We start from the raw sequence: 24027 nt of genomic DNA, 5'->3' as shown, positions 1-24027 counted from the left end.
GTTGAAATTCTAATTTATCGACTGACTAGCATTAATAGACGGCGACGATTGTTTAAAGCCCGATCGTACTCGGGCTTAGCTTTGAGGGCTCGACTGTAAGCTTTTAAAGCTGCTCTAGTTTTTTCTAGTTTTTCTAAGGCGACACCACGATTATTCCAGGCTAGATAGCGATCTGACTTAATGGCGATCGCGCGATCGTAAGCCGCAAGAGCCTCTCGGTATTTTTTTTGCTGTAATTTAATGTTGCCTAAATTGTACCAAGCCTGGGCTTGGTAGGGAGCGATTTTTACCAACCGTCGATAGATAGCAGCGGAGGCTTCAAATCGGTTTAGTTTATTTAACAAATTTCCCCGACTGTACCAAGCTCGATAATAGTCTGGTTTGAGATACATCACTTGTTGATAGGCGGCAAGTGTGGCATTTGAATCGCCCAATTTTTCTGAAGCTCGACCCCAATAGTACCAGGCTAAATGAAATTCTGGTTTTAACTCGACAGCTTGTTTATAGGCGGTGATCGCTTGTGAGTATTCACCTAAATGTCGATAAGCGTTTGCCAAATTGTACCAGCGAGTAGGCTCTTTCGGTTCGATTTCAATTGCTTGCCGATAGGCATAAGCAGCTTGAGAATATCGTTTGAGATAACTTAGAGAAATTCCGCGATGATACCAAGCTTTTTCTAGAGTGGAATTGAGTGCCAAGGCGCGATTGAAACAAGAGATCGAGGCATGATATTGCTGCTGCTGTTGTAAGGCAATGCCGTGATTGAGCCAGATTTGATGTTGGCTTAGTCCGGGTTCGGGTTGCGATCGATCGCAATTAAAATCTCGTTCTCGTTTTGCCAAACGTTCGACTAACTCAGATCGCTGGTAGTAAGCGTAATAATCTTCTCGCTCTTTTTCTGTCGGTGATAAGTCGACCATGCTTGGAACAGCTATCGATGTTGATGAATTTAGGATTGAAATGCTTAAAGTGATTCCTGTAATAGTCAACCAGTTCTGCCATCTCATAAAAAAAATTTTACCTTAGCGAGTTTTTAACTTACTCTATTTCGCTAATTGGCAAAACACGTGCGATCGAGACTAGTTTTTAGATGAGATCCTGATACTGCTGACGAACTTAACATTGAGGCTTAAAGCGATCGCAATATCTAACTAGTGCGATCGCCGTTTTCGTTTATGTAGACAAGATGCTGCATAGCTTGTGCTGTCTTCTTTTCTCTACATCCTTGACAATTCATCTCTAGTCAAATGCTTGGATTTTTCCCGACACTCTACAGTGCGATCGCTGGCTATCAAATCCACAATGGTAACTTAAGCCCTAAATCGAACATCGAAGAATTATTCAATTCCAGAACTATTACTGCCACAGCCGATTTACCCTGTGGTTTGGATAATTTAGTCGCAAATCTTCCGTCGTATTCATCAGTTACCGCAGACAGTCTGATTCAAAACCATACTCAAAACAAATGCGTTAATTAATTATTAACGCATCTAAAAATAGTAGATTATTAAGTCTAAATTATCCTTTTTCTTTTGCTTGAGCTTGTTTGGCTTGTCCTTCGGCAATATCTCTTTCGTCATTATCCATTTTACCGATCGCCTCTTGAACTTTTCCTTCTATTTTTTCGCTTCTAGCTTCGGCTTTTTCGATAACTTCATCGACAGCATTGTGAGTTTTGCTTTGATTTTCTTCTGTAGCCATATTATTAAATTTCTCTCTTATAATTCTTAGTTCATTCTTAAATTAGCAATTAATAATTTAGTCTTACTCTATCGTGGGATTGATTGTTAGTTCATTCGAAAGCGGGAAACAAGTAAGAAATTTATCGAGCAGTTTTCCCTAATAAATTAGATACCGTCCAACTACTTAGTTTTAGTTGCTCGTTATTAATTAATTGCGATCCTAATTTCTAGCCACCGAGCGATTAACTATTAACTAGATTAATTATTTCCCCGACTCTTCTTTGATAGCTGTCGTCATCGAGAACGGGAGTTAATTCTCTTAAAGAGAGAGGTTCGACTAAATCTATCCAAGAACGACAACCTCGATATGTTTTGTCAAAAGGAATTATTTGGGGTTGGGCAAGACGATAGACTCTCAGTAATAAGACAAATAGAGGTCGATTGCTTTTCCAATTAAGTCGTTCTTCGATCGCCTGTTGATTCCAAATATGGTAATTTTGTAGAGCTTCGATTTTACAGCGATCGCTGACGGGTAAAACCTCAGTTATTTCGGCATAATTACCAATACGTACTGTTTCTGGATGCCATCCAGACTCTACTGGAGTTACCGCTGAAGCGTATTCGGGTTCGAGCAACTCTGGTTTTTGATGTTCGTAAGTAGGGTACAGCCAAACCTGCCGATATTTGGCTTGAAAATCTCCGCCAGTTTCACGAATACCACCTTTGCGAAGCAACATAATAGTTTTACCACTTTCTAGAGCTTCAATGGCGATCGCCCACTCTTTTAGAGCCTGACGGAGTTGTATGGCATTGGCAGAGATAGCAGACATCTATTTAATTAATTGGTTTTGATTGCTATCTATATCTTAGATCGCCCGCTTAAAGTCAAGAATAGAATAAGATAAAAAGAAACTACGATCGCCTCATATTACCTAACAATTAACTACGAATGCAATTAGGAAAATTATTAGCAATTCTAGGATCTAAGTTATCTGTAGGATAAGCAGTTAAAATAACTCTACCGTCTTCAGTTTTGATTACGCCTCTTGCAGGAATAATATCGCCATACTGGGTTTTAATCGGTTTAATATCTGGATACTGAGACTGTAAGCTTGGAGAGATCGTTTGTCCATCTACTATGATGGCATCAGGATTTAAGGGTTCGGTAGGTTGCTGAGAAACGCCGCCTTTACCTAAGATAGTTAGACTGCTAGAGTTTTCGGCAAGGCGATCGCTTTGACAAGCTTGAGCTACGGTTTGTTCTGGTTGAATTACGTCGGCTGGTAACTCAGACGTAGTTTCAAGAGAAGCTACATCGGGCGTAAAAATAGAAACATTACCATTCAAACCAAACTCTGAGCTAGCATCAATGTCGTTAGTCATATTAGGAGGAGTCGAATTTCTCTCTTCTAGTCCGAAGATTGCTTTAGCGATAATATCAATATTTCCACCCATTCCACCTCGAGCATTAGCAACAATATCGTTGTTTTGATTAACAAAGGCAACAATAAACTCAGCATCGATAATGATATTGCCGCCATCACCCGCTCCGCTAGCTTGAGCTGATATTCTACTGCCATTACTCAACCGGAATGTACGAGCAATTTGTAGGTTAATATTACCTTCGTTACCAGATGGCGTCCGTGCTAATAACAAAGCATTATCTAGGGTAAGAAAATTGCTCTCAATAAAAAGGTTACCCGGACTTCCCGAACCGAGTTGCGAAGATACAGAAACTTCGGCATTGTTGAGTAAATTAATCTCACTGCTCGAGCTACCTATAGATATATCACCCGCATCAGCCAAACCCAACTCGGGATCGTTACCGTGACTAATGGCTATAGTTTCTCCAGCTCTTACCGAAACCGTAGCATTGTTAACGGTAATTTCATTATTAGCATGATTGTGACCAATTGAAATATCACCTGCTGTAGCAGTTTCTGCCGCTCCTGCTGTTTCCGCTACTACGTTAGCCCGGTCGAGAATTCTGACAAATCGCGTACCATCGATAATAATATTGCCACCCTTGCCCGTTCCAAAAGCCGTAGCGGTAATATTAGTTTCTTCACCAGTAATAGTAACTCTTTGACCTCGAACAGTAATTGAACCAGCGTCTCCAGAGTCAAAATCAGTTCTAATCCCACCCGTCATTTGATTATGAGAATGAGATTCAGCAGCAATCTCACTACCACCCTCGATCGAAACGCTCTCGCTATTGATGTTACCGATAGTAATATTACCAGCATCTGCGGGCAAATCATTGTTGTCATGAAATCCATAAGTATCAGTAACAATACTAGCCTTGCTGCTTATAGCAATGTCGTCGTTGTCGGTGCTAGCCCCAATAAAAATATTACCTTCGCTGCGATCGAGATTTGATGAATTAAAATCGCCAGAGAAATTCCAAGATTCGGAAGTAATTCTGACATTCTCAGTAAGATTAATTTGTTTTCCCTCAATCGCGATCGTTCCACCAGGTAAATTGCTTAGACTATCAGCATCTATAGTGTCAATATTGTTATTAAAAGGTACTATCTCAGTAGAACCCTGGGTGATGTTGATATTTTCTCCTCGAATAGTTATATCTCCACCTCTAATTCCTCCCGTAGTAGCAATTGAAGGTCTCATAGTTTGAGACCCTTGACTGATATTGATATTTTTGCCTTGAAGAATTATATTGCCACCCGTACTTCCCCCCGTAGCGATTAGAGAAGTACCAGAAGCAATGGTAATATTGTTTCCTTGAATAGTTATGTCGCCACCTCTACTTCTATTTAGTTCTCTATTAGCTAGTATCGCACCATCCCCTATAGCACGACTACGAAATGGTGGTGCAGTTCCTAGAACGGATATTGCTAGAGTAGTACCCTGAGAAAGTTGAATATCTTGAAAATTAGTAACGGTTTCATATCCTAATTTCAAACCTTGTGATGTAGGAGTAAAGCTAACCGAACTATCGCTTCCTACACTTCCTAGTTCAATTCGGGCTTCTGGTGTAGTAATCAAACCTCCTTCAAAAAGAAGATTACCACCTACTAACGCCAATGTTTTTCCAGGATTTACCGATAAACCTAATGATTGACTTGAGTATTGACCGTATCGTCAGAAGTAATTTGAGCTAAAGCTACATGATTAATACAATACAGGCAAGCAAAAGTAGAGATATTTATAGCTATCTTAGGTAAATAATATACAGGGCGTTTCATCAAACTAATAATATTTAAATAATATTTACTTGTATAAAGTTGTAAGCATAATACAATAAAATTAATTAGATTGAAATTTATTTTAAATTTATTTGCCTTTACATTTTTGACATACTATTCTACCTAAAAAAATACTTTATAAAATAGTTGATATCAGTATTCATCTACTTAATAAATAACTCTAAAAAAAGCTATTTTTTATTTTGTAATTTAAAATATTGCTCTATACAATTATACAATTAGACCCAAATCAAAAAATGTAAACTCATACCAATTCTCAGAAGTAATGCACTAAATTAATAATAGAGAAGTGCAAGATTAATTTTCATGGGAACAAACTGAAAGTAGAAATTGCCGAAACTATTGAAGAGCTTAAACAGCAGCTCAAACACCAAAAAAAAGGTCAAGAAAAAGAACGTCTGCAAATGGTTTATTGGCTCAAGAGTGGTCAACTAACAAGCCGTCAAGAACTAGCTCACAGATTAGCTAGAAACGAATCTACGATTTACCGATGGCTCAAAAAGTATTGGTATTACTTCTTTGTCTGCCTCAAAAATACCCCCATCTTTACTTTATACCAAGAAATATTGCCCTAGAGGGGAGATGGAAAATCGGATAAAAGAACAACAATTAGATTTATTTGCCGACCGAACTTCAACACAAACTATGAGCAGTAATCAATTGAGACTTTGGCTATCTTCAATGGCTTATGTCCTGCTGCAAGCTTTCCGTCAAAATTGTTTGAACAGGACTTCTTTTGCTAAATAGTCATTTATTTTGTCGTAGTTAATTTTTTCTTGATGACTGAATTTTTGGGTTCTTTAGCCAAATTTTTGGCTCTCCAGTATCTCAAATTTCGATTATTAGAAAAAATCTTCAATTTTCAAAATCAAATTAGGCTTTCAACTCCATTTGTGAGAAATACGGGTTATGCTTGGGTTTCCCAAGCTAATAGAACCACGCTGTTGAGAATTGGTATTAGTTGCGATCGCCCCCCCCAGAAAACTAATTCAATAAGTAGCGCGATCGCCAAGATTTTTTCTCGACTAAAAGTTTGCCAGAGCAGTTAAAGCCACTAATGCAGACTAACTGAATTATTAGACTCATAAGTCGAAACGTGGGATTGAGATCAGCTATGTGAACTATCAAAATCATCTACGTCTCTCAATTCTTGGCATCGATACCCACCTAAACCCACGCTTAACATACCCAATGCACAGAGAACATATAGAAGTGACATGCCTGCGCCCTGACCAGTGCCAAATATCCTACTGAGTGTTGGAGCAAGACTACCAGATGAAGTCATTGCAGGCTCAAAAACCCGATCGGCAAGTGGTCCAGCCATGAGTAAAGCTACCGTTGAAACAACTCGCCAGATTAAGGTGTGGGCTGCAAATACCCGACCTTGCAGTTCAGGTGCAACCTGCGCTAGCCAAATCGCTTGTCTGGAACTTCGCATCAACGGAAAGCTGAAGGAGGAGCAAAACTGGGTAGGAATCCAAATCCACGCAGCTTGACCGAAACCGAAAATTGTTTTACTTACGCCTACGCCGACCATTCCCAAAAACATTCCCTTAACTCGATGGCGATCGCTGCCCCAAATGCTAACAGGTATTGCACCGAGAACACCTCCCACTCCCGCAGTCGCAGACACGCTGCCTAAGATTGCGGTATTGCTACTGGTGAGAGCCAGAATCATGGGGCTAACAATGGCGTTACTCAAGTCGCGGAAAAATTCAAACAGCAGACTGATTAACAGGAGCGATCGCAAGCCAGGGTGAGTCAGGATGTAGCGGAAGCCGAGGATGAAATTTTGTCTGAGGGAGGGAAGGGAAAGGGGAGACAATTCTGTTGGTTTGGTAGGTGAGGGAATTGACACCATGAGTAGTGTGGCGATCGCAATGGTGAATGTGGCAATGTCAATCCAGAGAATGCCGAGGAGACCGATTATGGGGTAGAGGCTGCCTGCTAGGGCTGGGGCGATAATTTTAGAACCGTAATTGACGAAAGACCCCATGCTGCTGGCGCGAGTGTAATGTTGTCTGGGCACCATCACGGTAATTGAGGTGGTGTAAGCTAAGTCTTGGATTTCGCCAAATGCGCCTTCAATTGCACCTGTGATGTAGAGATGCCAGATTTGCAAATTGTTAGTCAGATGCAGCCAGAGAATCGCCAGAGTCGCCAGGACAGCTACCGCATCACCCACCATCATCATCAGCTTGCGATTGAAGCGATCGACCATCATTCCCGCCACCAGCGACATGAAGATACTGGGTACTAGAGAAAAGAAACCCACTAGAGCGAGTGTTGTAACTTGACCCGTTAGTTCCCACGCCCAAACTTGGATCGCAAACCAGGTCATTTCGCTACCAAATCGGGAGACCAACTGCCCCAGCCAAACGACAATGAACGATCGCATAGGATTAGAATGAGTCATTACAGAACAGCGATTGCATCGCCTAAAATCATTAAATGTTTGCGGTTAGCGCGTTCGCGTCCCAAAGGATACCGCGACCCATATAGCAGGTAGTAAGTAGCAAGTATTTATAATAAGAACAGAATCTAGAGTGGGAAAAGACCATGAAACCAGTTACTATTGCTGAAGCCAGCGAAAAATTATTAGAATTGTTTGATGCAGCTTTACGCGGAGAAGAAGTAATTATCACTAAAGGCGATAAGCCTAAAGGCATGGCTTCGCTACGCACCTCTGTTAAACTCGTTCCCAATACCACTACTAAACCTCGTCCCAAGTTCGGTAGTGCTAAAGGATTAATTAAAATGAGTGATGATTTTGACGAGCCACTAGAAGACTTTAAGGACTATATGTAATGAGGCAGTTATTGGATACTCATGTTTTTATCTGGTTTGTCACTGGTAGCGACCGTATTAACAGCAAAGTTAGAGGACAAATTTAGGACAATGATAATCTACTTAGTATTGCGAGTCTGTGGGAAATTGCGATTAAGTCTAGCATCGGTAAATTAGATTTTATCCATCGAACAACTGGTTGAAGAACAAATTATTGCCAACGGAATCGAAATATTGGACATAACTACTAAACATATAGCCGTTGTTGCCGATCTGCCGTTACATCACAGAGATCCGTTTGACAGGCTAATCATCACTCAAGCTAAGGTGGAACAAATACCAGTTGTGGGAAGTGATAAAGCTTTTGATTCATATTCAGTTCAGACATTGTGGTAGTAGCTTGAAGGTTTTAAAAGTAAAAATGGTAAGTGCGATCGCCTAGAAGCATTAAATGTTGGCGGTTAGCGCGGTCTACAATAATGCCAGCGAAAACTGAAATAAAAATACGAGGTAGTAAAGAAAAGAAACCAACTAAAGCTAAAGCCGTTGCCGAACCCGTTAGTTCCCACGCCCAAACTTGGATCGCAAACCAGGTCATTTCGCTACCAAATCGGGAAACCAACTGCCCCATCCAAACGACAATGAACGAACGCATACGATGAGAATGAGTCATTGCAGGGCAGCGATAGAGGACAACGTTTCGCTCCTGCCTGAGAGATTGGTCTTGTTACCGTCTTTCTCAACCAAATACTCAAACAAATCGTCAAGAACTAAGTTGGCAGCGATCGGACCCATGTTTCCCCAATAGCCAGGAACTTCGTAAACCTCATCTTGCCGAACGGCATTTAACTTTAACCACAGAGGATCTGCTTTTAACTGTTTCAATGCGCTTTGAGCCTCCTTAGCCATTTCTGGATCATCATCAAATGTCCTGACGAAGATGACATCGCCATCTGCTATGTGAAGTGATTCCTTGCCGATTGCCATACCGAATGGGTTTTTGGGTTTTGTCTGATGAAGCGGACGGGGCAAACCTGCATCCGCTACTATCGCCCCGCTGAAACTATCTTGATAGATATATAACCCGTTCTGGAGAACGCGAACAATCGAAACTTCTGTCTTCTGTAGGCGATCGCCCATCTGCGTCTGAAACTCCTCAATTCGGGCATGGTAGTCTGCCAATATTTGCTCGGCTTTGTCAGTCTTTCCTAGGGCTTCTGCGTATTTGTTCAGCAATTTTTTTTTTCCACTCACCGCTAGTTTCTACTTCCGCAATTACGGTTGGGGCAATCTGTGACAACAGCTTGTAATTGTTTTGACTATCCCACCCTTTAGCACCCAAAATTAAGTCTGGCTTTAAGGCAGCAATCGTCTCCAGATTAGGACTGTCAAGATGTCCAACACTTTCAATCCCTCTCGATCAATCATTAAGGTAATCATATCCACGAAAATATTTTCCAGGGACTTGAGTGCTGTCGACAGGTTTTACCCCCAATGACAGAACGGTATCCAAGCCACTAGCAAGGACGACAATCCGTTGGGGATTAATAGGAACTTTGGTTTTACCCAGAGCATGATTGACAATTTTGACAGCTTCAGTTGAAGAATTGTCAACCTGAGAACTTGACTGTCGAGAAGCATTTTCCCCACAAGCAGAAACCAAGACAAAAGTAAGAATTGCTATTATTAGTAGACGGGGTGTTTTTGCCATGAACATAGAAAGCAGTAGTGCAGAAAGGCAAAAGAAGCTTAGATTCAGAGCTTTAATTAAAACTTCACTGAAACCGTACCTAGTATTGTGAACGGCGCACCTGGAATGACTTCTTGTCTGCCACTTGCACCTTCAATAAATTCGGCATCGAAAAGATTTTTAAAGTTAAGGGCAAACCGATAATTTTCTCGCTCGTAATAGATTGCAGCATCAACACGAACATAATCGTCAACAAAGAAAGAATTCTCTAAATCTCCTGCCCGTTCGCTAACATAGAAAACACCCGCACCAAATCCCAATCCTGCCAAGCTACCTTTTTGTAGGGTGTAAGTCGTCCACAGATTGAAATTATTCTCTGGCACATTAGTAAGGCGATTGCCCACAGGAATTACATTATCTTCTGTCACCTTAGCATCGGTATAGGCATAACCTGCAAAAATGTTCCAGCCAGGCAAGATTTCTCCTTGAACATCTAGTTCAATTCCCTGGCTATTTTGTTCTCCTGTCTGAACAGAAAAATTTGAGTTATCGGGGTCTTCTGTAGTCACATTAGTTAGAGTCGTGTCATAGAAAGCCAGAGTTGAAAACAGGCGGTCTGGGATAATTTCAGTCTTCACCCCAATTTCATACCCCGTTCCCCGTTCGGGATCGAATGGCTCGCTATCTATATTCACGCCGCTTACGGGAGTAAACGAGCGGGTATAGCTAGCATACAGTGAAACTGGCTGTATGGGTTGATATACTATGCCCACGCGAGGGGAGAAAGCGTCGGCTTCTGCTTCTGTTACTTCACCATCAAAAGTTTCTTCTTGACTGAAAGTATCAAACCTACCTCCTACAACCAGCTTGAGATTATCCAGTAAGGCAATTCGATCTTGTAAATAGATTCCAAACGAATCGATACTCTGTTCAAAATCGAGAGATTCAGATTCGTCAAAGGTAAATTGCCTTGAGGGGTCAAAGATATCAATTGTTGCTCCCGATCTGATTGTGGGTGTAGTGTCATAAAATGTATTGGCATATTCTAAGCCAAACAAGAGCGTATGCTCGATTGCACCTGTATTAAACTCAGCAGTTAAATCGTTTTGAATACTAAAAGTTTCAGAGGACTTATCTGACCCATTATCTGCTACAGGAAAATTACGGTCATCTTCCGACTCACCATCAATTTCTATTCTAGGTCCATTTACATTAGAAGTAGTGTAACGTAGAAGCGAACGTAGAGATAGATTGGATTTAAAGCGATGGTCGAGATAGAGTTCGGTGCGGGTTTCCTCAAAGTCTAGTCGCCCATCGGGATCGCCCAGAACGGTATCAAAGGGAATATCGGCAACTTCATCGTCACTTAAAACTACCAGTCCGCGATCTATTGGTCGAGTGTCATGTAAATAAGTAAACTCTAGAGCTAATTCTGTGTCGGGACTAATTTCCCAAGACAAAGTTGGCGCGACAAAAAACCGCTCCTCCGCTACGCCGTCGCGAAAGCTACCTGCGTTTTCATAAGCAGCGTTTAAGCGATATGCCAGATTTCCATTTTCCGTTAAAGGTCCTGAGAAATCTAAAGTCGGACGGTAGAAACTAAAGTCGCCTGCGGTAAAAGCAATCTCGTAAAACGGTTCGCTTAATGGCTTTTTGGTCACAAAATTGATAATTCCTGATGGTTCGGCACGTCCGAATAGAACTGATGCAGGACCTTTCAGTATCTCGACGCGATCGACATTGGTTAACTCAGTTTCGGTAGCAGACGAGTAAACATCATCGCGAAAGCCATTGCGAAACTGTACGGCTTCAAACCCTCGAATAATAAATCGTTCACTACGATTTCCTGCTGATTCTGCGAAGTTGACACCAGCAGCATTTCGCACAATCTCACGCGCGGTAGTCGCTCCTTGATCTTCGATTACCTGCTGTGGTATTACTTGAACCGAAGAGGGAGTATCTCGAATCGGCGTATCGGTTCTCAGGGTGCTACTCGCATTAGGTACATAATAATCATCTTCGTCTTCTGCTTCTGCCGTAGCGATAACTTCAATTTCCTCATCTGGTTCTGATTCTGCGGTAGTATCTTCAGGAGTAATGCTTAAGACTAAATCGTCTCTTCCTGGTACTACCTCCGCGCTGGGTGTCTGGTTGGTACCCGTAATGGTCACGCGAATACTGCTGTCATCAACCTTGTTGACCATAATCCTGCTAATCCCTGGTGCAGGGTTGAGTTCCTCAATCCCTCTTCTAATGGAGAATGCCAAGGTTGCATCCAGGATATCGATAATCAAATCGTTCCCTTGGGGCAAAATCAACGGCACTAATCTCTCACTCCCCGCTACCGTTTCTAGGACTAACTCCAAACCCGACTCGGTGGGATTAATCTGCACTCCCGTAACCCGCGTTAAATTATCCTGCGCTAGTAAATCTATAGATGATAGCTGACTGGGGGACTGGGTGACTTGGGTGACTAGGGGAGGATTTATCGGCTTTCCCGAAGGTGTCCCCCGCGCTCCTCGTCTCCTCGTCTCCCCGTCCCCGCGTCCCCGCGTCTAAAGAAGCTCCCTCTGACGAGGCTTCTGCTGCGATCGCCCTTCTCAATCTTAACTATAATTCAGTTTTCTCAATACAAAGAAATAGGAAGATGCTTGGAGTAATGGCTAAAATCTTTATCGCTAGTATATATCTGCATTTTCAATCTGCTAGCAACCGCACAAATCAAAAAATCAGCGTGAGAGCCTTGGACTCCCTTTCGGGGACAGATATTTGAATATTCAGCAGCAGTTTCATAGTCAACATCTATGACTGGTTCGTTGGGAAATGCTCTAAGTTTGTTCCTCAATTTTTCATAACGAGCAAGATCGCTATAGCCAGATAAAATTTCTTGTCTGATTAGACCAATAATTTTGGCGCGATTTTCCTTAATGAGTGAAGTTAATTCATTAGTGACTTCTCGATCTCTTGGTGTTTTACCCCTTAAAGCAAGTGACCAAATACAAGTATCAACAATTACACCGCTCATTTACGTCCTTGTTTGTAATCGTAGTCTTCATCACAGGGAAAGTTACCAAATAATTCAATGATTTCTTGCTGTTTTCTCCTTTGAACGAACTCTTTGAGTGCTTGATTGACGGTATCTTTTTTAGTACTAAAACCACCTATTTTTAAAGCTTCTTCTAATAATTCGGGGTCTATTGATAAGTTAGTTGCCATAGTTACACTTATTTTCACACATTTACTCACACATTATAGTATAGAAATACATTAGGCGATTCAATGGTAGCGATCGCTTTACTATAATTATTATCAATCTAAAACTGTACTGCGATTCAAAGCAATTAACTCTCTAAACTTATCGTTATCTAACTCGGTCAACCAAGATTCATCCGAACCAACTACCGATTCTGATAATCGCTTTTTATCTTCAATCATTACGTCGATCTTTTCTTCCAATGAACCCAGGGTGACAAATTTATGGACAAAGACATTTTTCTTTTGTCCGATGCGGAAAGCGCGATCGCGAACTGAGTTTGCTGCGACAATGGACGAGTGTAGATAAGTGTCGTCTGATCGGCATCTGGGGGCTCAATGGTGTGGGAAAAACCGTTTTGATGCAAAAACTAGTCCAAGAAATTAAAAGTGAATTCGAACTAGTTATTTGGCTTTCGGCAATCGAAGCTCCCACCCCTGAAGAACTGGTCAGAGAATTGTTGCCGTCTGGTTTGGCTGCAAGACCAGAGCGCGGTAATTTCCTGACTCAACTGATAGAATTGATGCGATCGCATTCCTGTTTGATTTTACTAGATGGGATCGAAACCATTATGCAGCCAGGAGCATTTAGCGGCAAATATCGCTCTGGTTATGAAGTTTATGGCGAAATATTTCGGCTAGTAGCAGAAAGTTGTCATCAAAGTTGTATAATGCTCTCCAGTCTGGAAAATCCTGGAGGAATTTTTCACCTCAAACAGCGCGATTCAGCGGTTCGCAGTCTCAAATTATCGGGATTATCAGAATCAGAAGCCAAGTTACTATTAAAAACAGAAGGACTAATTCCATCACCTACTTGGCAGAGCCTAATCGATTATTATCAAGGTAATCCGGCAATTTTGAGTATTGCCGCCCAAATAATTCGAGAGCTATTTAGTGGCAATGTTAAAGAGTTTTTAGCTCAAAAATCTTTGGTTTTTGGCGAAATCGCTCGACTGTTAAACCAATCCTTAAGTCGTTTGTCGGTTCTAGAAACAGAAATACTCTATTGGTCGATCTGCAAACCCAAACCAGTTTCTCTGAGTTAAATTGAAAACACTATTATTCCCCTGTCAATTTATCCAGTTGAATTAATCGAAGCACTAGAATCTTTGAAAGCAAGATCGCTCATAGAGACAGGTATGCGAGAAAAGCACTCGGTTTTTATCGTACCGCCACTAATCCGCGAAGTAGTCACCAATCAGTTTATCGCTCAAATTGGTGGAAATTTTTCGCCAAAAAATAGACAAAAGCTGATTTTTTCAACTAAAAAGCCAATTGAGCTTCACCGCAATGCAAAACAACCCACTCCCTTGAGTCAGTGGCTACAAAATTGTTTCGAACCGGACTGGCAACCAGTAGAAGTTATATTTGCCGCCTTAGCTAAATTCCCTTCGAGATTGCGCAGTGGATTTAATTTAAGAGAAGAAACATTGGTAAAAAGATTCAAACAAATCGAACTCGCTACTAATAAATCTCCTACCAAAGTTTTGTTGTTAGTTGCTATTAATCGAGAAGATTGAGCCTTGAAAATCTGCGTACAGGCACAACCCATACCAGAACGACAAACACTGCCAAAAAATCTTGGCTTGAGTTTAAAGGATACTGCCGATAAAATTTTGGCAGAGATAAAATCTGAAGCTCGAGATAATTTTATTCAGCTGCCCCATTTTATAGGGAACGAAGCCGAAAGTTTCAAAATTAGTTTAACTCTCGACTCTGCCAGTCACGAAGAAGAATTCGTTATTTAAGTTGGCATCGTGTAACAGATAAAAGTCTCGATTAACTCGGGCAAAAGAAGTTTGGGCTTACGATCGCCCGAGCAGCAGCGTCAATTAGAAATCATCGATCCTCGAATTTTGGTGGCAGAAATTACCGAAGCCGATACCAATCGATAACGCTATCCTCTAGAAGATAAAACATTAGCACGGGCGATCGAGATCCTGGAAGAGGTGCGACCACTGGCAATCGGTTTAGACGTTCATCGCTCTTACCCCAGAGGAGAATATTAGTGAGGGGGCTTTTTGGACTTTTGAGTAATTCCTTAGCTGGGATGGGAGATAATCTCATCCGAGTAATCTTTTATAAGATTTAGTTTAAAAACGAGCGCCGCGATCGCGCAAACTGTTTTGGTTTACCTTGAAGTCTTAGTTGGCAACTCTACACGACCTCATTGGCGGCACGACACCGATTAAAAATCTGTTACTAGTCTGGCTTTTCTGAGCATAAATTTCAGCACTGTTTCTGCTTTAGTAGTAATGTCAGTTTGACCTTCCATACCCAATTGTAAAGAACATTGGTTGTTTTTCGGTCCCAAACTCATACTTTCTGGTTCGATGGTTACTTTATAAAATGCAGGTGCTGCACCTGGGCTAGGGGAATTATTATCTAGAGGACTGGTGGTATCGGGAGCAACTTTAGTGACAACACCTTTTAAAGTGCCATAATCCGGATAGGGACAAGCAGATATTTTCGTTTGTGTCAGTTGCCCTAACTTGACTTTACCAATTTTCTGAGCGGGGATGAGAGCTTCAAGGGATAAAGAGGTATCGCTAGGAGCAATGCGGGCAATTTCTTCCCCAGAAAATACGGTTTGTCCTGGATTATTGATTTTGAGTTCGAAGAGGATGCCATCAGCAGAGGCGACAATGGTAGTTTGCCGAGCCTCTTGTTTTACCTGTGCAAGTTCTTTACGCTCTCGCTCTAGCTGCTTTTGAATTTCAATGCGCTGTTGGATCAGTGCTTCTCGTTCTCGTTTTAAACTCGCTATGGTAGCTCGACCAGTAGCTCGTTCGCGAGCGATATTTTCGGTGGCAATCTCTACTTCGGCACTACTAGGATTGACCCCAACGCGAGCATTATTCAGTCTAGCTTCAGCAGCAGCGATCGCTTGCTGCCGTCTGGCAATCTCTTGTTTTTGTCGGGCGATCGCGGCTTGTCGTACTGTAACATCGTGCTGTCGTTGTTCGACTTCTAAACTAACTTCGTCGAGTAAATTTTGCGAGATCGCTCCCGATGCCGCAATGGATTGATAGCGTTCTTTTCTGGCTTGAGCCGAATTTAAAGCTGCTCGCGCAGATTGTAACTCAGCTTCTGCGGAGGTTAACTCTGTCTGTGCTTGCGACAATTCCTCTTGGGCTAATCCCAGATTGGCTTGAGCCTCACTTACTCTGGCATTACTACTAATTTGTCTGTCTTGATGTTCTCGACGACGAAGAGCAAGTTGAGATTTAGCAGCCGCGATCGCCCGGTTAGTCTGCTCGATTTCTGCTGATAGGCGACTTTCTTGGGCGTTAATTTGGGCTTCGATTTGCTTCAGTTGCAGATTTGCTTGCTGAATGGCGATTTTTAATTGGTCGGCTCTAGTTTCCAAGCGAGAGCGATCGAGTACTGCAATCACATCTCCTTTCCGCACTAGTTGATTTTCTTCAACGCGGATCTCGGTAATCTTCCCTTCGCTTGTAGCTTCAACGAGCTTTAAGCCCTCAGCAGGACGGACTGTAGATTGAGCTTTAACGCTAACATCATAGGGAGTAAAAGCAGATAGGGCGATGGAGATAGCCACAGAACCAGCTAAAAATAGTCCTCCCAACTTCGTCCAACGACTCATAGGAGGCATGAAGTCATTTTCATCGACTACAGCCAGAGATTCCTCTGCAGGAACGATCTGATGTCGATTATCAATCAGAGATAACGAGCTGGAATTGGGTTTGGGTTCGATCGCGCTGTCTTCAGAATTAGAGGGTATATACAGTGAGATATTTTGTTGACTTGAAGGAATTTGCTGGGGAATGACTTTTGCCTGCTTTGGACGTTGGAAACTTCTGGTTTCTACTTCTTCTTTTGGTTCGGGTAAATACTTGCAAGTTGTATTTTGAATAATAGTGAGCTGAGATTCCGATGAGGAGTCGGATTTTACTTGAGTTTTAAATCCTGCGGTTTCCAACCAGTACGGAATATCTCGATAACTCTCTACCGTTTTTGATTCGATGCCGACGAGTTCTTGGACGCATTTATGCAAATTCCAAGTAATGTTAACCAGAGACTGGTGCATTTCTGAAGGCAAACAAGTAGCTATTTGTTTCGGACTGTAATTACAAAGCAATCCCCGCAAAATAGTTTTTTGTAAAGGAGTCAGTTGTTTTTCGCCAAATAATTTGTGTTTCGCCGCTGCGATTTGCTCGTAAATTACTGGTAAATTCCAGTTCTGTTCTGCTTGGGCAAACAGTTGTTCTTCCCGCTTAATATTGACGACAGTTGTATCCATAATCTTTACAGCCTCAAAAATTTGTGATGTTCTCCAGCCTGATAGTTGAGTTGTTCTGGAGCGCCTTGGAGTTGCAAACGTCCTTCCTCCAACATCACGATCCAATCTGCACGTCGGATTACTGGAGGACGATGGCTAATCATAATTGTTGTCTGCCCTCGTCTGTGTTCGAGCAACGAGTCTAATACTTGTATTTCACTTACTGGGTCGAGGGCACTAGTAGATTCATCTAAAATCAGTATCGCTGGTCGATTGACTATGGCTCTGGCAAGAGCTAACCTCTGTCTTTGCCCTCCAGAAAGATTAGAACCAAATTCTCCTAGAACGGTATGATAGCGATCGGGAAGTTTGGCAATAAATTCATCGGCACCGGTAATTTGACAAGCTTCGACAATTTGCTCGAAACTCAGCTGAGGATTACCCAAGCGAAAGTTGTCCATAATCGAACGACTCCAAAAGTGAGCATCTTGAGGAACTAGGATGACCTGTTGGCGCAGACAATTGAGAGAAATGTCTCGCTGATTGTATCCAGCAAAACTGATATTGCCAGATTGAGGTTGGTATAAATTGGCAATTAATTTAGCGAGTGTACTTTTACCACAACCAGATTTACCAATAAGAGCGATGACTTTTCCTCCAGGGATATTGACCGAGAAGTTTTCTAGGAGATCGAGTCTACCAGGGTGATGGAATTGCAGATTAGTACAAGCGATCGTGGCGTTATTGGGAATTTTGACCCGGGCTTTTTGGGTATCGTCTTTACTTTCAGGTGTGGCATCGATCACCTCGGTCAATCTTTGAGTGGCAGTTTGAGCGCGAGTAATTTCATCGACAAAACCGACCGCAGTATTGACAAAAGAGTTAAAATTACCGTTCATGCTGTTAAATGCTAGTAGCATCCCGATGGTTAACTCTCCATTTATCACCAAAGTACTGCCAAACCACAGTAAAACAATGCTACCGATGCGGGCAATAAGATCGGAAAAAATATTATTAATAAAGTTAATTTGAATAGTGCGAAAAGTATAATTGGCAAGACGACTATAACGAAGTTGAAATTCCTCCCAAAATTGAGGAGCTGCATTAGTAGTTTTGAGCGTAATCGCTCCTTTAAAAGTTTCTACCAAAATACCCTGATTTTCTGATGAAAGTACGAGGACGTTACGAACCTTTTGTTGGAGTGCAGGTAGAAAAACTAAAGTTGAAAGAGTCATCAAAATAGATGCAACTACTGCAACTGCTGTCAGTTTGAAACTATAAAACAGCATAACGCTCAGAGAAATTAGCGCGATAAAAAACTGGCTGGGTAGACTGACTACTATTTGAGAAATTAACTGGTTGATCTCTTGAATATCTTCCAGCCGACTGATAATTTCCCCACTACGACGCGATTCGTAATAACTCAAAGGTAAGCGCAAAATCTGCCGACCAAACTCAAAGATCAATCCCAGTTGTAAACGTTGAGAAAAGTGAGCGATTAAGTTAGATTGAGCTAGGCGAATGCTACTACTTATTAGATACATCACACAAACCGCGATCGCCACTCGAGCCAATAATTGAGTATCGCCGCTAATTAATACGTCATCAGTAAGAATTTGAATCAGAATCGGTGAAGCTAGAGAAAGTAAACCGAGAAAGATATTTAGTACGAGAGTTTGTCCAATCACACCTCGATAGGGCAGAACTCGCTTTAAAAATCTACTAATACCGCCAATTTTGGCTTTGTCATCCTCTTGAGACCAAAAACGACTGACATCTGGTTCTAAGAGCAGCATCACCCCATCTTGCCAACCTTTGAGGAGGCTCTGTTTTTCTAGATAGCGAATACCTACAGCAGGATCGGCAACTATAAATTTCCCACCCTTATAGCCATATAAAACTACCCAGTGTGCTCCTTGCCAGTGGATAATGGCTGGTAAAGGCACTTCATTAATGCGATCGAACATTTGAGCTGATGCCTTAACCGAGCGAGCATTAAAACCCAAGATTTCTGAACCTTGTCTGAGTCCCAATAAGGTAGTTCCTAATTGTCCCGTTCCTACTGCTTCACGAATTCTATTGAGAGTAAAAAAGCGATTATAGTACTTAGCAATACTAGCTAAGCAGGCAGCACCGCAATCTTCTTCACTATATTGTTTAACGAGTTGATATTTCATCTAACCAAAAGATTTCTAAAAGATCCTAAATTTCCTAGCTGTCATTCTCGGGACTACTAACATTTTTAGATACGTTCATTTAATGTTTTTATGCAGTAAGGAAGTACTTCTAAGGAAATCCAGTACGGCTCAGAAAACCAGATACATCTAAATAAGATATGTAGAGATTTAACAACTATTGCATCTAGATGACGTCGGTGGTATACAAATTTCGACATTCTCTCTTAACCTTCACGAGTTTCTCAAGGTTTTTGTCTAAGTTAAACATGGAGTCTTCTAAGAAGTTGCACCGGTAGCCTATGAAATAGCAATAGCTACGCGATCGCAATAAAGCTAGAGAGACCAAAGATCGGAGCGGCTCGGGTTTGGTCTTGAGAAAGAATGTAAAACAGTTGATTTTGTTTACCCAGAGCTACTCAAAATTTCCAACCGAATTCAGCAGGTAAATCATATGGCATCTACAAACCAAGCCAGTCCCAAACGAGTTGCAATTCTTATCGAAAATCAGTTTGAAGATTTCTTGTTTCGAGTTCCCTACCAAGCACTTCAGCAAGCAGGAGCCAAGGTTAGCATTATTGGTTCGAGGATGAATGAAGAATATCATGGCAAACGAGGTAAAGTATCCTGTAAACCAGACGACACGGCTACTGAAGTTCGAGTTTCCGACTTTGACGGGTTCGTAATTCCTGTAGGAAATATTCGAGCTAATCCTTTTGCCGTCCGCCTAATTGAGGATGCAATACATCGAGAAAAAGCGATCGCTGTAGTTGGTTATGGCATCCAAGTTCTCATCGAAACAGGCGAGTTACGAGGTAAAAGAGTTACGGGTTTAGAGTCGCTGCGTAAGGATATTGAAAATGCAGGAGCCAACTATCTTGGAGGACCAGTAGTCGTAGATGGCAATCTCATTACCGCAAGGCGACCTGGAGATATAGCTATCTTGACTAGTAGCCTTCTGAGATATCTCAAGCTGAAGTTTAAAGAAGAAACTCCTCCTGTTGGTAGAGATCGTACTTTTGATTGGTGGAAATTAGCCGAAGCCTGGGGTGGTTCTACTAGAAGAGAAATTGTTAATGCTCTGAATATGGCAATTATTGGCGAACACTATACGATAGAAGCTTTTAAACAGTATAGCTATCGAGTCAGAGATGAAGAACTACGGAAGCTCTTGGAAGAAATTAGCACTAGCAAACGAAATCACGTTAAGTTACTCGAAACTCGTCTCGATCGCGCCTTTAACGAACCAGTCACCTGGCAAGCGGTAGGTAGTGAAGCCTATGCTGCCCTACATAGCTGGTTGCTCTCGAGTGATGAACTGTCAATTCTGCGCCGTGCTTTAGGAGATATTCAAACCGGAGTAGTTGACACCTATCATTTGTGTCATCAACTAACCGACCCACTAACAGTTGACATTTTCGACGAAATTAAACGGGATTTATGCCAGTACGAGCAAAAATTAGGTAATATTTATCGGTCTCGTTCTGGAGAGAAAATCCAACCTCCTCTGCCAACTACCATTGCTGCTGTAAGTTAATTTCACGAGACTGTTAATCTCAGTCTCCGGGACTTACGTACTCTCTCTATCGTTACCAACTCACTGCTCGAACGAGAAAAATTCGTTCAACTGCGTAAGTCTTAACTAATTTCGAGCATGGTCAAAAGGTTAAGAACTATGAATTTTCGATTGGTATCGCTCGCTTTATTCTACTGTTACGTTTTACTAATCTGCGAATCTAGTTATGCTGCACCAGTATCCTTTGATTCCTCAGAATTTCAAAGACCGAGTATTTATTCTGCGGCAGAACAGTTTGAGATGCAGCGCAGGCAAATGGTGGAATACCAGCTAAGAGATCGCGGTATAAATGATCGCCAAGTCCTAGCCGCTATGTCTCAAGTACCTCGTCACCAATTTGTTGACTCATCTATAAAAGACTTAGCCTATAGCGATCGCCCTTTACCGATCGGACACAATCAGACTATCTCTCAGCCTTATATTGTCGCCTACATGAGTCAAGCTGCCGAAATTTCACCAGGCGATCGAGTATTAGAAATTGGAACTGGTTGTGGCTATCAAGCAGCAGTGTTAGGAGAACTAGCTCGAGAAGTATACTCGATCGAAATTATTCCTCAATTAGCCGATAGTGCACGTCAAATTTTGAGTCAACTGGGTTATCAAAACATCGAAGTAAAAACTGGTGACGGATATCGAGGCTGGAAAGAACACGCTCCCTACGATGCAATTATCGTGACTGCCGCACCAGAACAAATACCCCAGAGTTTAATCGACCAACTAGCAATTAACGGTAAAATGGTGATTCCTGTAGGTACGTGGTATCAGGAAATGTATGTGCTGACCAAAACTTTAGATGGTACCGTTAAAGAAAAAACTATTCCAGTTCGGTTCGTACCGATGAGAAGAAAATCGCTTCAATGATGATTGATTGACTGCTATGGCGATCGCATCTAAGCCCAAACCTTGAAGATAGGAAAAATTAACCAGCACCAAAACCAAAGCGATATGTAGAAAGTTTTTAGGCTACCCTTAAAAGTACGATTGATAAGATAATTCTGCTATGAGTATTGTCATTTCAGACGAAATTTTGTATGCATCTCAACTTACCCCAAGTGAGTTTCGCCAGGAAATTGCATTACACCTGTTCCAAACAGGTCGCTTAACACTCGGCTATGCTAGCCAACTAGCCCAGATGCAGCCTAGTGACTTTCGCCAACTACTCAAGCAGCGCAAAATTCCGCTCTACTCTTACGATGTCGAAGACTTTGAATTGGACTTAAAAAACTTGCGAGAGCTAGGAAGGCTTTGATTGTTATCAGCGATACATCGGTAATTACGAATTTAGCAGCAATTCAACACTTACAGCTTCTGCGCCAACTTTACAATCAGGTTATCATTCCTAAAGCAGTGTATTGTGAACTTGTGGAAATAGAACCTCCAGTTCCAGGAACTTTCGAAGTTCAGTCTGCTTCCTGGCTTGAAGTCAGGCAAGTTTTGAACCGTCAAGTTATCGAACGTCTTCAGAGCAAAGTGAGTTTGGCTCTCGGAGAATCTAAAGCGATCGCTCTTGCGCTAGAACTCAATGCTGACTTGCTATTAATTGATGAGCGTCGTGGTCGAGCAGAAGCCAATCGTCTGGGGTTGAGAATTACTGGATTGCTGGGCATTTTAGTTGAAGCGAAACACCAAAATCTAATCGTTGCCGTCAAGCCGTTGATGGATGGCTTAATCACCACGTCAGAGTTTAGAGTGTCTCTAGCCCTGTATAATCAAATTTTAGAAATAGTGAATGAAGTGTAATCTAGGGACTCCAAGTTGTTCCGATTAACTAGGCGATCGCCTAATGTTTTACCATCAGCAATAAAGGAACTCCTGACAGCAATACTCCCACTCCTACCAATGCTCCGATGCCAGTATATGTCAAACTCGCTTGTAGCAGATAGACGCAGCTAGCGCAGAAAAGTAGAGGCGTAAGGGGATATAGAGGAACGCGGAACGCACGTGTCACTTCAGGTTCGACAGTACGGAGTACAAATAGAGACAGAGTTGTCAGCAATAAAAAGAACCAAAAAACCGGTGCGGTATATTCCACCATCGTGGCAAAACCATCCCGTGTTAGAGTCCCTAATAAAATCAGAGCTAAAGCAATCACACTCTGCATCATTAAAGCATTAAGCGGTGTCTGAGTGCGCTCGTTCCAGCGTCCCAACCAGCCAAACAGCCTCCAATTCTGTCCCAAGGCATAATTGGTACGCGCCCCAGTAAAGATCGTTCCCTGCATCGCTCCCAGTGCAGAAACAGCAATTAGTAAACTAATAAACTTCGCTCCTACTTCACCCATAAACCGACGCATCAAATCTGCGCCTACCGCTTCGGAATCGGCGATCGCATTTAAGCCCAAACCTCGAAGATAAGCAAAATTAACCAGCAGAAAGACCAAAGCGATCGCAGCGATACTGCCCACCAATACTCTCACCATATTGCGCTGTACCTCTTGAATTTCTGCCGAAAGATACGCAGCTTCGCTCCAACCACCGTAAGTCAGCAACACGAAAATCATTGCCGAACCGTAAGAACCTTCGCTATTAGATGTAGAAGATGCTGCAGGATCGGAAGCTGAAGTTAAAGCCAATCCTACGCCAAAAATAAATAATAAACCCAACAGTTTGGCTGCTGTCAACCAATTCTGAAGCCACTTACTCGGCTGAATACCGAGGAGATTAATTCCAGTCAAGATAATAACTGCCAAGGCTGCATAAATCGAGCTAATGAGATCGTTTAATGGCAATAGTTGCGAGCAATAATCCCCAAACACGAAGGCGAGTAGTGCGATCGAGCCCGTTTGCATTACGCTCAAACGTGCCCAAGCAAATAGCAAAGCGATCTCTTTACCAAAAGATCGTGTCAGATAGTGATACTCTCCGCCTGCGTGGGGATAGGCAGTTGCCAGTTCTCCGTAGCATAAAGCACCCAGAAGCGAGATGGAGCCACCAAGGAGCCAAATGAACAGAAAACCGATCTCGTTACTGACATTGGCAGCAACTAAAGCAGGTGTCTTAAAAATCCCCACCCCAACCACAACCCCGACAATAACTGCTCCTGCTTCGATCGCGTTTAAAGTAGGTTGGGGTTTGGGATTATCTGTCAAAATTCACTAGTCCTGTCAATGAATTCTTTTAGCACTATAGCAATCCTATAGAAAAGTCGAAGCGCTCGCGTACATAAATAATTGGCAAATTCGGGAGGATAATTCATATTGAGAGAAGCTATTTAAAAAGTGTTCTGGTGCATAAGAAAAATTGATTCAACATAACTAGGTTCTGTTGACGTAAAGAGGCAAAGATAAGAAAGTACCTGAAGTTGCTGATTTTAGTCAAAAAATTCTTCATGAAATCTCGTGTTAAGTTGGACGATTCTGCTTGGCAGCAAATTTTCGTTGTTCTGAGCCACCAACAA

General features: G+C 42.0%; 27 protein-coding genes and 3 pseudogenes. 13 read left to right on the top strand and 17 right to left on the bottom strand.

All coding sequences use genetic code 11. From position 1 onward, the window contains the following. Nucleotides 1–14 precede the first annotated feature (14 nt). The gene (locus tag ACLFKQ_RS09505; RefSeq protein ID WP_448999592.1) at nucleotides 15–920 is read right to left on the bottom strand and encodes a tetratricopeptide repeat protein; all 906 of its coding nucleotides are present in this window, start codon (nucleotides 918–920) and stop codon (nucleotides 15–17) included. 327 nt (nucleotides 921–1247) lie between these two features. On the opposite strand from ACLFKQ_RS09505, the gene ACLFKQ_RS09500 reads away from it, so the two are divergent. Beyond that, on the top strand, nucleotides 1248–1478 hold the full coding sequence (locus ACLFKQ_RS09500; RefSeq protein ID WP_448999591.1) for a hypothetical protein: 231 nt from the start codon (nucleotides 1248–1250) through the stop codon (nucleotides 1476–1478). 40 nt (nucleotides 1479–1518) lie between these two features. On the opposite strand, the gene ACLFKQ_RS09495 is transcribed toward ACLFKQ_RS09500, so the two are convergent. The 4 genes from ACLFKQ_RS09495 to ACLFKQ_RS09480 form a co-directional block, all read right to left on the bottom strand. After that, nucleotides 1519–1701 (bottom strand): hypothetical protein, encoded by a 183-nt coding sequence (locus tag ACLFKQ_RS09495; protein WP_448999590.1) that lies wholly within the window; start codon nucleotides 1699–1701, stop codon nucleotides 1519–1521. Between the two features lie 223 nt (nucleotides 1702–1924). Beyond that, a complete protein-coding gene (locus ACLFKQ_RS09490; protein WP_448999589.1) occupies nucleotides 1925–2512 on the bottom strand; it encodes a DUF1802 family protein in 588 nt (195 codons plus the stop codon). Between the two features lie 109 nt (nucleotides 2513–2621). Further along, the gene (locus tag ACLFKQ_RS09485; RefSeq protein ID WP_448999588.1) at nucleotides 2622–4727 is read right to left on the bottom strand and encodes a hypothetical protein; all 2106 of its coding nucleotides are present in this window, start codon (nucleotides 4725–4727) and stop codon (nucleotides 2622–2624) included. Between the two features lie 26 nt (nucleotides 4728–4753). Then, on the bottom strand, nucleotides 4754–4888 hold the full coding sequence (locus ACLFKQ_RS09480; protein WP_448999587.1) for a hypothetical protein: 135 nt from the start codon (nucleotides 4886–4888) through the stop codon (nucleotides 4754–4756). A gap of 299 nt (nucleotides 4889–5187) precedes the next feature. Here ACLFKQ_RS09480 and ACLFKQ_RS09475 point away from each other — a divergent pair, with 299 nt between their 5' ends. The 3 genes and pseudogenes from ACLFKQ_RS09475 to ACLFKQ_RS09465 all read left to right on the top strand — a co-directional run bounded on the left by ACLFKQ_RS09475 (nucleotide 5188) and on the right by ACLFKQ_RS09465 (nucleotide 5958). Beyond that, nucleotides 5188–5484, top strand: coding sequence for a helix-turn-helix domain-containing protein (locus ACLFKQ_RS09475; RefSeq protein ID WP_449000323.1), 297 nt, complete (start codon nucleotides 5188–5190; stop codon nucleotides 5482–5484). Next, nucleotides 5393–5653: pseudogene (locus ACLFKQ_RS09470) on the top strand (transposase); the annotation flags it as partial. The gene ACLFKQ_RS09475 and the pseudogene ACLFKQ_RS09470, both read left to right, overlap by 92 nt. A gap of 35 nt (nucleotides 5654–5688) precedes the next feature. Continuing rightward, on the top strand, nucleotides 5689–5958 hold the full coding sequence (locus tag ACLFKQ_RS09465) for a hypothetical protein (protein WP_448999586.1): 270 nt from the start codon (nucleotides 5689–5691) through the stop codon (nucleotides 5956–5958). A 59-nt stretch (nucleotides 5959–6017) separates the two neighbouring features. Here ACLFKQ_RS09465 and ACLFKQ_RS09460 read toward each other — a convergent pair whose 3' ends face one another. After that, a complete protein-coding gene (locus tag ACLFKQ_RS09460; protein ID WP_449000322.1) occupies nucleotides 6018–7307 on the bottom strand; it encodes an MFS transporter in 1290 nt (429 codons plus the stop codon). 161 nt (nucleotides 7308–7468) lie between these two features. Here ACLFKQ_RS09460 and ACLFKQ_RS09455 point away from each other — a divergent pair, with 161 nt between their 5' ends. Both ACLFKQ_RS09455 and ACLFKQ_RS09450 read left to right on the top strand, forming a co-directional pair. After that, nucleotides 7469–7717 (top strand): type II toxin-antitoxin system Phd/YefM family antitoxin, encoded by a 249-nt coding sequence (locus tag ACLFKQ_RS09455; protein WP_448999585.1) that lies wholly within the window; start codon nucleotides 7469–7471, stop codon nucleotides 7715–7717. 213 nt (nucleotides 7718–7930) lie between these two features. After that, nucleotides 7931–8092 (top strand): PIN domain-containing protein, encoded by a 162-nt coding sequence (locus ACLFKQ_RS09450; RefSeq protein ID WP_448999584.1) that lies wholly within the window; start codon nucleotides 7931–7933, stop codon nucleotides 8090–8092. A 37-nt stretch (nucleotides 8093–8129) separates the two neighbouring features. Here the strand turns inward: ACLFKQ_RS09450 and ACLFKQ_RS09445 are convergent. The 8 genes and pseudogenes from ACLFKQ_RS09445 to ACLFKQ_RS09410 form a co-directional block, all read right to left on the bottom strand. Next, nucleotides 8130–8351, bottom strand: a pseudogene (locus tag ACLFKQ_RS09445) (MFS transporter); the annotation flags it as partial. A gap of 14 nt (nucleotides 8352–8365) precedes the next feature. After that, nucleotides 8366–8932, bottom strand: coding sequence for an ABC transporter substrate-binding protein (locus ACLFKQ_RS09440; RefSeq protein ID WP_448999583.1), 567 nt, complete (start codon nucleotides 8930–8932; stop codon nucleotides 8366–8368). Continuing rightward, nucleotides 8895–9107: an ABC transporter substrate-binding protein gene (locus ACLFKQ_RS09435; RefSeq protein WP_449000321.1), complete on the bottom strand. Its 213-nt coding sequence runs from the start codon at nucleotides 9105–9107 to the stop codon at nucleotides 8895–8897. Before ACLFKQ_RS09435 ends, ACLFKQ_RS09440 begins: the two co-directional genes overlap by 38 nt. Before the next feature lie 9 nt (nucleotides 9108–9116). Continuing rightward, on the bottom strand, nucleotides 9117–9407 hold the full coding sequence (locus tag ACLFKQ_RS09430; protein ID WP_448999582.1) for a hypothetical protein: 291 nt from the start codon (nucleotides 9405–9407) through the stop codon (nucleotides 9117–9119). A gap of 56 nt (nucleotides 9408–9463) precedes the next feature. Beyond that, nucleotides 9464–11779, bottom strand: coding sequence for a TonB-dependent siderophore receptor (locus ACLFKQ_RS09425; protein WP_448999581.1), 2316 nt, complete (start codon nucleotides 11777–11779; stop codon nucleotides 9464–9466). 233 nt (nucleotides 11780–12012) lie between these two features. Continuing rightward, entirely contained in the window at nucleotides 12013–12411 is a 399-nt protein-coding gene (locus ACLFKQ_RS09420; RefSeq protein WP_448999580.1) for a PIN domain-containing protein, read from the bottom strand. After that, on the bottom strand, nucleotides 12408–12602 hold the full coding sequence (locus ACLFKQ_RS09415; protein WP_448999579.1) for a type II toxin-antitoxin system VapB family antitoxin: 195 nt from the start codon (nucleotides 12600–12602) through the stop codon (nucleotides 12408–12410). The genes ACLFKQ_RS09420 and ACLFKQ_RS09415 overlap by 4 nt, the downstream gene beginning before the upstream one ends. A 93-nt stretch (nucleotides 12603–12695) precedes the next feature. Beyond that, nucleotides 12696–12908 (bottom strand): annotated as a pseudogene (locus ACLFKQ_RS09410) (hypothetical protein); the annotation flags it as partial. A gap of 11 nt (nucleotides 12909–12919) precedes the next feature. On the opposite strand from ACLFKQ_RS09410, the gene ACLFKQ_RS09405 reads away from it, so the two are divergent. The 3 genes from ACLFKQ_RS09405 to ACLFKQ_RS09395 all read left to right on the top strand — a co-directional run bounded on the left by ACLFKQ_RS09405 (nucleotide 12920) and on the right by ACLFKQ_RS09395 (nucleotide 14386). Next, on the top strand, nucleotides 12920–13684 hold the full coding sequence (locus ACLFKQ_RS09405) for an NACHT domain-containing protein (protein WP_448999578.1): 765 nt from the start codon (nucleotides 12920–12922) through the stop codon (nucleotides 13682–13684). Nucleotides 13685–13777: 93 nt separating this feature from the next. Beyond that, complete coding sequence (locus tag ACLFKQ_RS09400; protein ID WP_448999577.1) at nucleotides 13778–14158, top strand: hypothetical protein; 381 nt, start codon at nucleotides 13778–13780, stop codon at nucleotides 14156–14158. Nucleotides 14159–14161: 3 nt separating this feature from the next. Continuing rightward, nucleotides 14162–14386 carry a DUF1822 family protein gene (locus tag ACLFKQ_RS09395; RefSeq protein WP_448999576.1) on the top strand — a complete coding sequence of 75 codons (225 nt, stop codon included), beginning with the start codon at nucleotides 14162–14164 and terminating at the stop codon, nucleotides 14384–14386. A 440-nt stretch (nucleotides 14387–14826) separates the two neighbouring features. On the opposite strand, the gene ACLFKQ_RS09390 is transcribed toward ACLFKQ_RS09395, so the two are convergent. Both ACLFKQ_RS09390 and ACLFKQ_RS09385 read right to left on the bottom strand, forming a co-directional pair. Further along, nucleotides 14827–16902, bottom strand: a complete 2076-nt coding sequence (locus tag ACLFKQ_RS09390) for an HlyD family efflux transporter periplasmic adaptor subunit (protein ID WP_448999575.1) — start codon at nucleotides 16900–16902, stop codon at nucleotides 14827–14829. A gap of 5 nt (nucleotides 16903–16907) precedes the next feature. Beyond that, nucleotides 16908–19058: a peptidase domain-containing ABC transporter gene (locus tag ACLFKQ_RS09385; protein WP_448999574.1), complete on the bottom strand. Its 2151-nt coding sequence runs from the start codon at nucleotides 19056–19058 to the stop codon at nucleotides 16908–16910. 451 nt (nucleotides 19059–19509) lie between these two features. Here ACLFKQ_RS09385 and ACLFKQ_RS09380 point away from each other — a divergent pair, with 451 nt between their 5' ends. The 4 genes from ACLFKQ_RS09380 to ACLFKQ_RS09365 all read left to right on the top strand — a co-directional run bounded on the left by ACLFKQ_RS09380 (nucleotide 19510) and on the right by ACLFKQ_RS09365 (nucleotide 22371). Further along, nucleotides 19510–20592, top strand: coding sequence for a DJ-1/PfpI family protein (locus ACLFKQ_RS09380; protein WP_448999573.1), 1083 nt, complete (start codon nucleotides 19510–19512; stop codon nucleotides 20590–20592). A 279-nt stretch (nucleotides 20593–20871) separates the two neighbouring features. Beyond that, a complete protein-coding gene (locus ACLFKQ_RS09375; RefSeq protein WP_449000320.1) occupies nucleotides 20872–21492 on the top strand; it encodes a protein-L-isoaspartate(D-aspartate) O-methyltransferase in 621 nt (206 codons plus the stop codon). Between the two features lie 139 nt (nucleotides 21493–21631). Beyond that, entirely contained in the window at nucleotides 21632–21880 is a 249-nt protein-coding gene (locus tag ACLFKQ_RS09370; RefSeq protein WP_448999572.1) for a UPF0175 family protein, read from the top strand. After that, nucleotides 21877–22371, top strand: coding sequence for a DUF3368 domain-containing protein (locus ACLFKQ_RS09365; RefSeq protein WP_448999571.1), 495 nt, complete (start codon nucleotides 21877–21879; stop codon nucleotides 22369–22371). Before ACLFKQ_RS09370 ends, ACLFKQ_RS09365 begins: the two co-directional genes overlap by 4 nt. A gap of 40 nt (nucleotides 22372–22411) precedes the next feature. Here ACLFKQ_RS09365 and ACLFKQ_RS09360 read toward each other — a convergent pair whose 3' ends face one another. Continuing rightward, nucleotides 22412–23719 carry an APC family permease gene (locus ACLFKQ_RS09360; protein ID WP_448999570.1) on the bottom strand — a complete coding sequence of 436 codons (1308 nt, stop codon included), beginning with the start codon at nucleotides 23717–23719 and terminating at the stop codon, nucleotides 22412–22414. Between the last annotated feature and the right edge of the window lie 308 nt (nucleotides 23720–24027).

Source organism: Myxosarcina sp. GI1(2024) (assembly GCF_053543375.1).
The sequence above is the reverse complement of the archived record's forward strand: the minus strand, read 5'-3'. Positions and strand labels throughout refer to the sequence as shown.

Bases quoted from the DNA above. Each gene is read 5' to 3' on its own strand.
- ACLFKQ_RS09505 (WP_448999592.1), bottom strand. From the start codon at position 920: ATGGTCGACTTATCACCGACAGAAAAAGAGCGAGAAGATTATTACGCT.
- ACLFKQ_RS09500 (WP_448999591.1), top strand. From the start codon at position 1,248: ATGCTTGGATTTTTCCCGACACTCTACAGTGCGATCGCTGGCTATCAA.
- ACLFKQ_RS09495 (WP_448999590.1), bottom strand. From the start codon at position 1,701: ATGGCTACAGAAGAAAATCAAAGCAAAACTCACAATGCTGTCGATGAA.
- ACLFKQ_RS09490 (WP_448999589.1), bottom strand. From the start codon at position 2,512: ATGTCTGCTATCTCTGCCAATGCCATACAACTCCGTCAGGCTCTAAAA.
- ACLFKQ_RS09480 (WP_448999587.1), bottom strand. From the start codon at position 4,888: ATGAAACGCCCTGTATATTATTTACCTAAGATAGCTATAAATATCTCT.
- ACLFKQ_RS09465 (WP_448999586.1), top strand. From the start codon at position 5,689: ATGACTGAATTTTTGGGTTCTTTAGCCAAATTTTTGGCTCTCCAGTAT.
- ACLFKQ_RS09460 (WP_449000322.1), bottom strand. From the start codon at position 7,307: ATGCGATCGTTCATTGTCGTTTGGCTGGGGCAGTTGGTCTCCCGATTT.
- ACLFKQ_RS09455 (WP_448999585.1), top strand. From the start codon at position 7,469: ATGAAACCAGTTACTATTGCTGAAGCCAGCGAAAAATTATTAGAATTG.
- ACLFKQ_RS09430 (WP_448999582.1), bottom strand. From the start codon at position 9,407: ATGGCAAAAACACCCCGTCTACTAATAATAGCAATTCTTACTTTTGTC.
- ACLFKQ_RS09420 (WP_448999580.1), bottom strand. From the start codon at position 12,411: ATGAGCGGTGTAATTGTTGATACTTGTATTTGGTCACTTGCTTTAAGG.
- ACLFKQ_RS09415 (WP_448999579.1), bottom strand. From the start codon at position 12,602: ATGGCAACTAACTTATCAATAGACCCCGAATTATTAGAAGAAGCTTTA.
- ACLFKQ_RS09400 (WP_448999577.1), top strand. From the start codon at position 13,778: ATGCGAGAAAAGCACTCGGTTTTTATCGTACCGCCACTAATCCGCGAA.
- ACLFKQ_RS09390 (WP_448999575.1), bottom strand. From the start codon at position 16,902: ATGGATACAACTGTCGTCAATATTAAGCGGGAAGAACAACTGTTTGCC.
- ACLFKQ_RS09385 (WP_448999574.1), bottom strand. From the start codon at position 19,058: ATGAAATATCAACTCGTTAAACAATATAGTGAAGAAGATTGCGGTGCT.
- ACLFKQ_RS09380 (WP_448999573.1), top strand. From the start codon at position 19,510: ATGGCATCTACAAACCAAGCCAGTCCCAAACGAGTTGCAATTCTTATC.
- ACLFKQ_RS09375 (WP_449000320.1), top strand. From the start codon at position 20,872: ATGCAGCGCAGGCAAATGGTGGAATACCAGCTAAGAGATCGCGGTATA.
- ACLFKQ_RS09370 (WP_448999572.1), top strand. From the start codon at position 21,632: ATGAGTATTGTCATTTCAGACGAAATTTTGTATGCATCTCAACTTACC.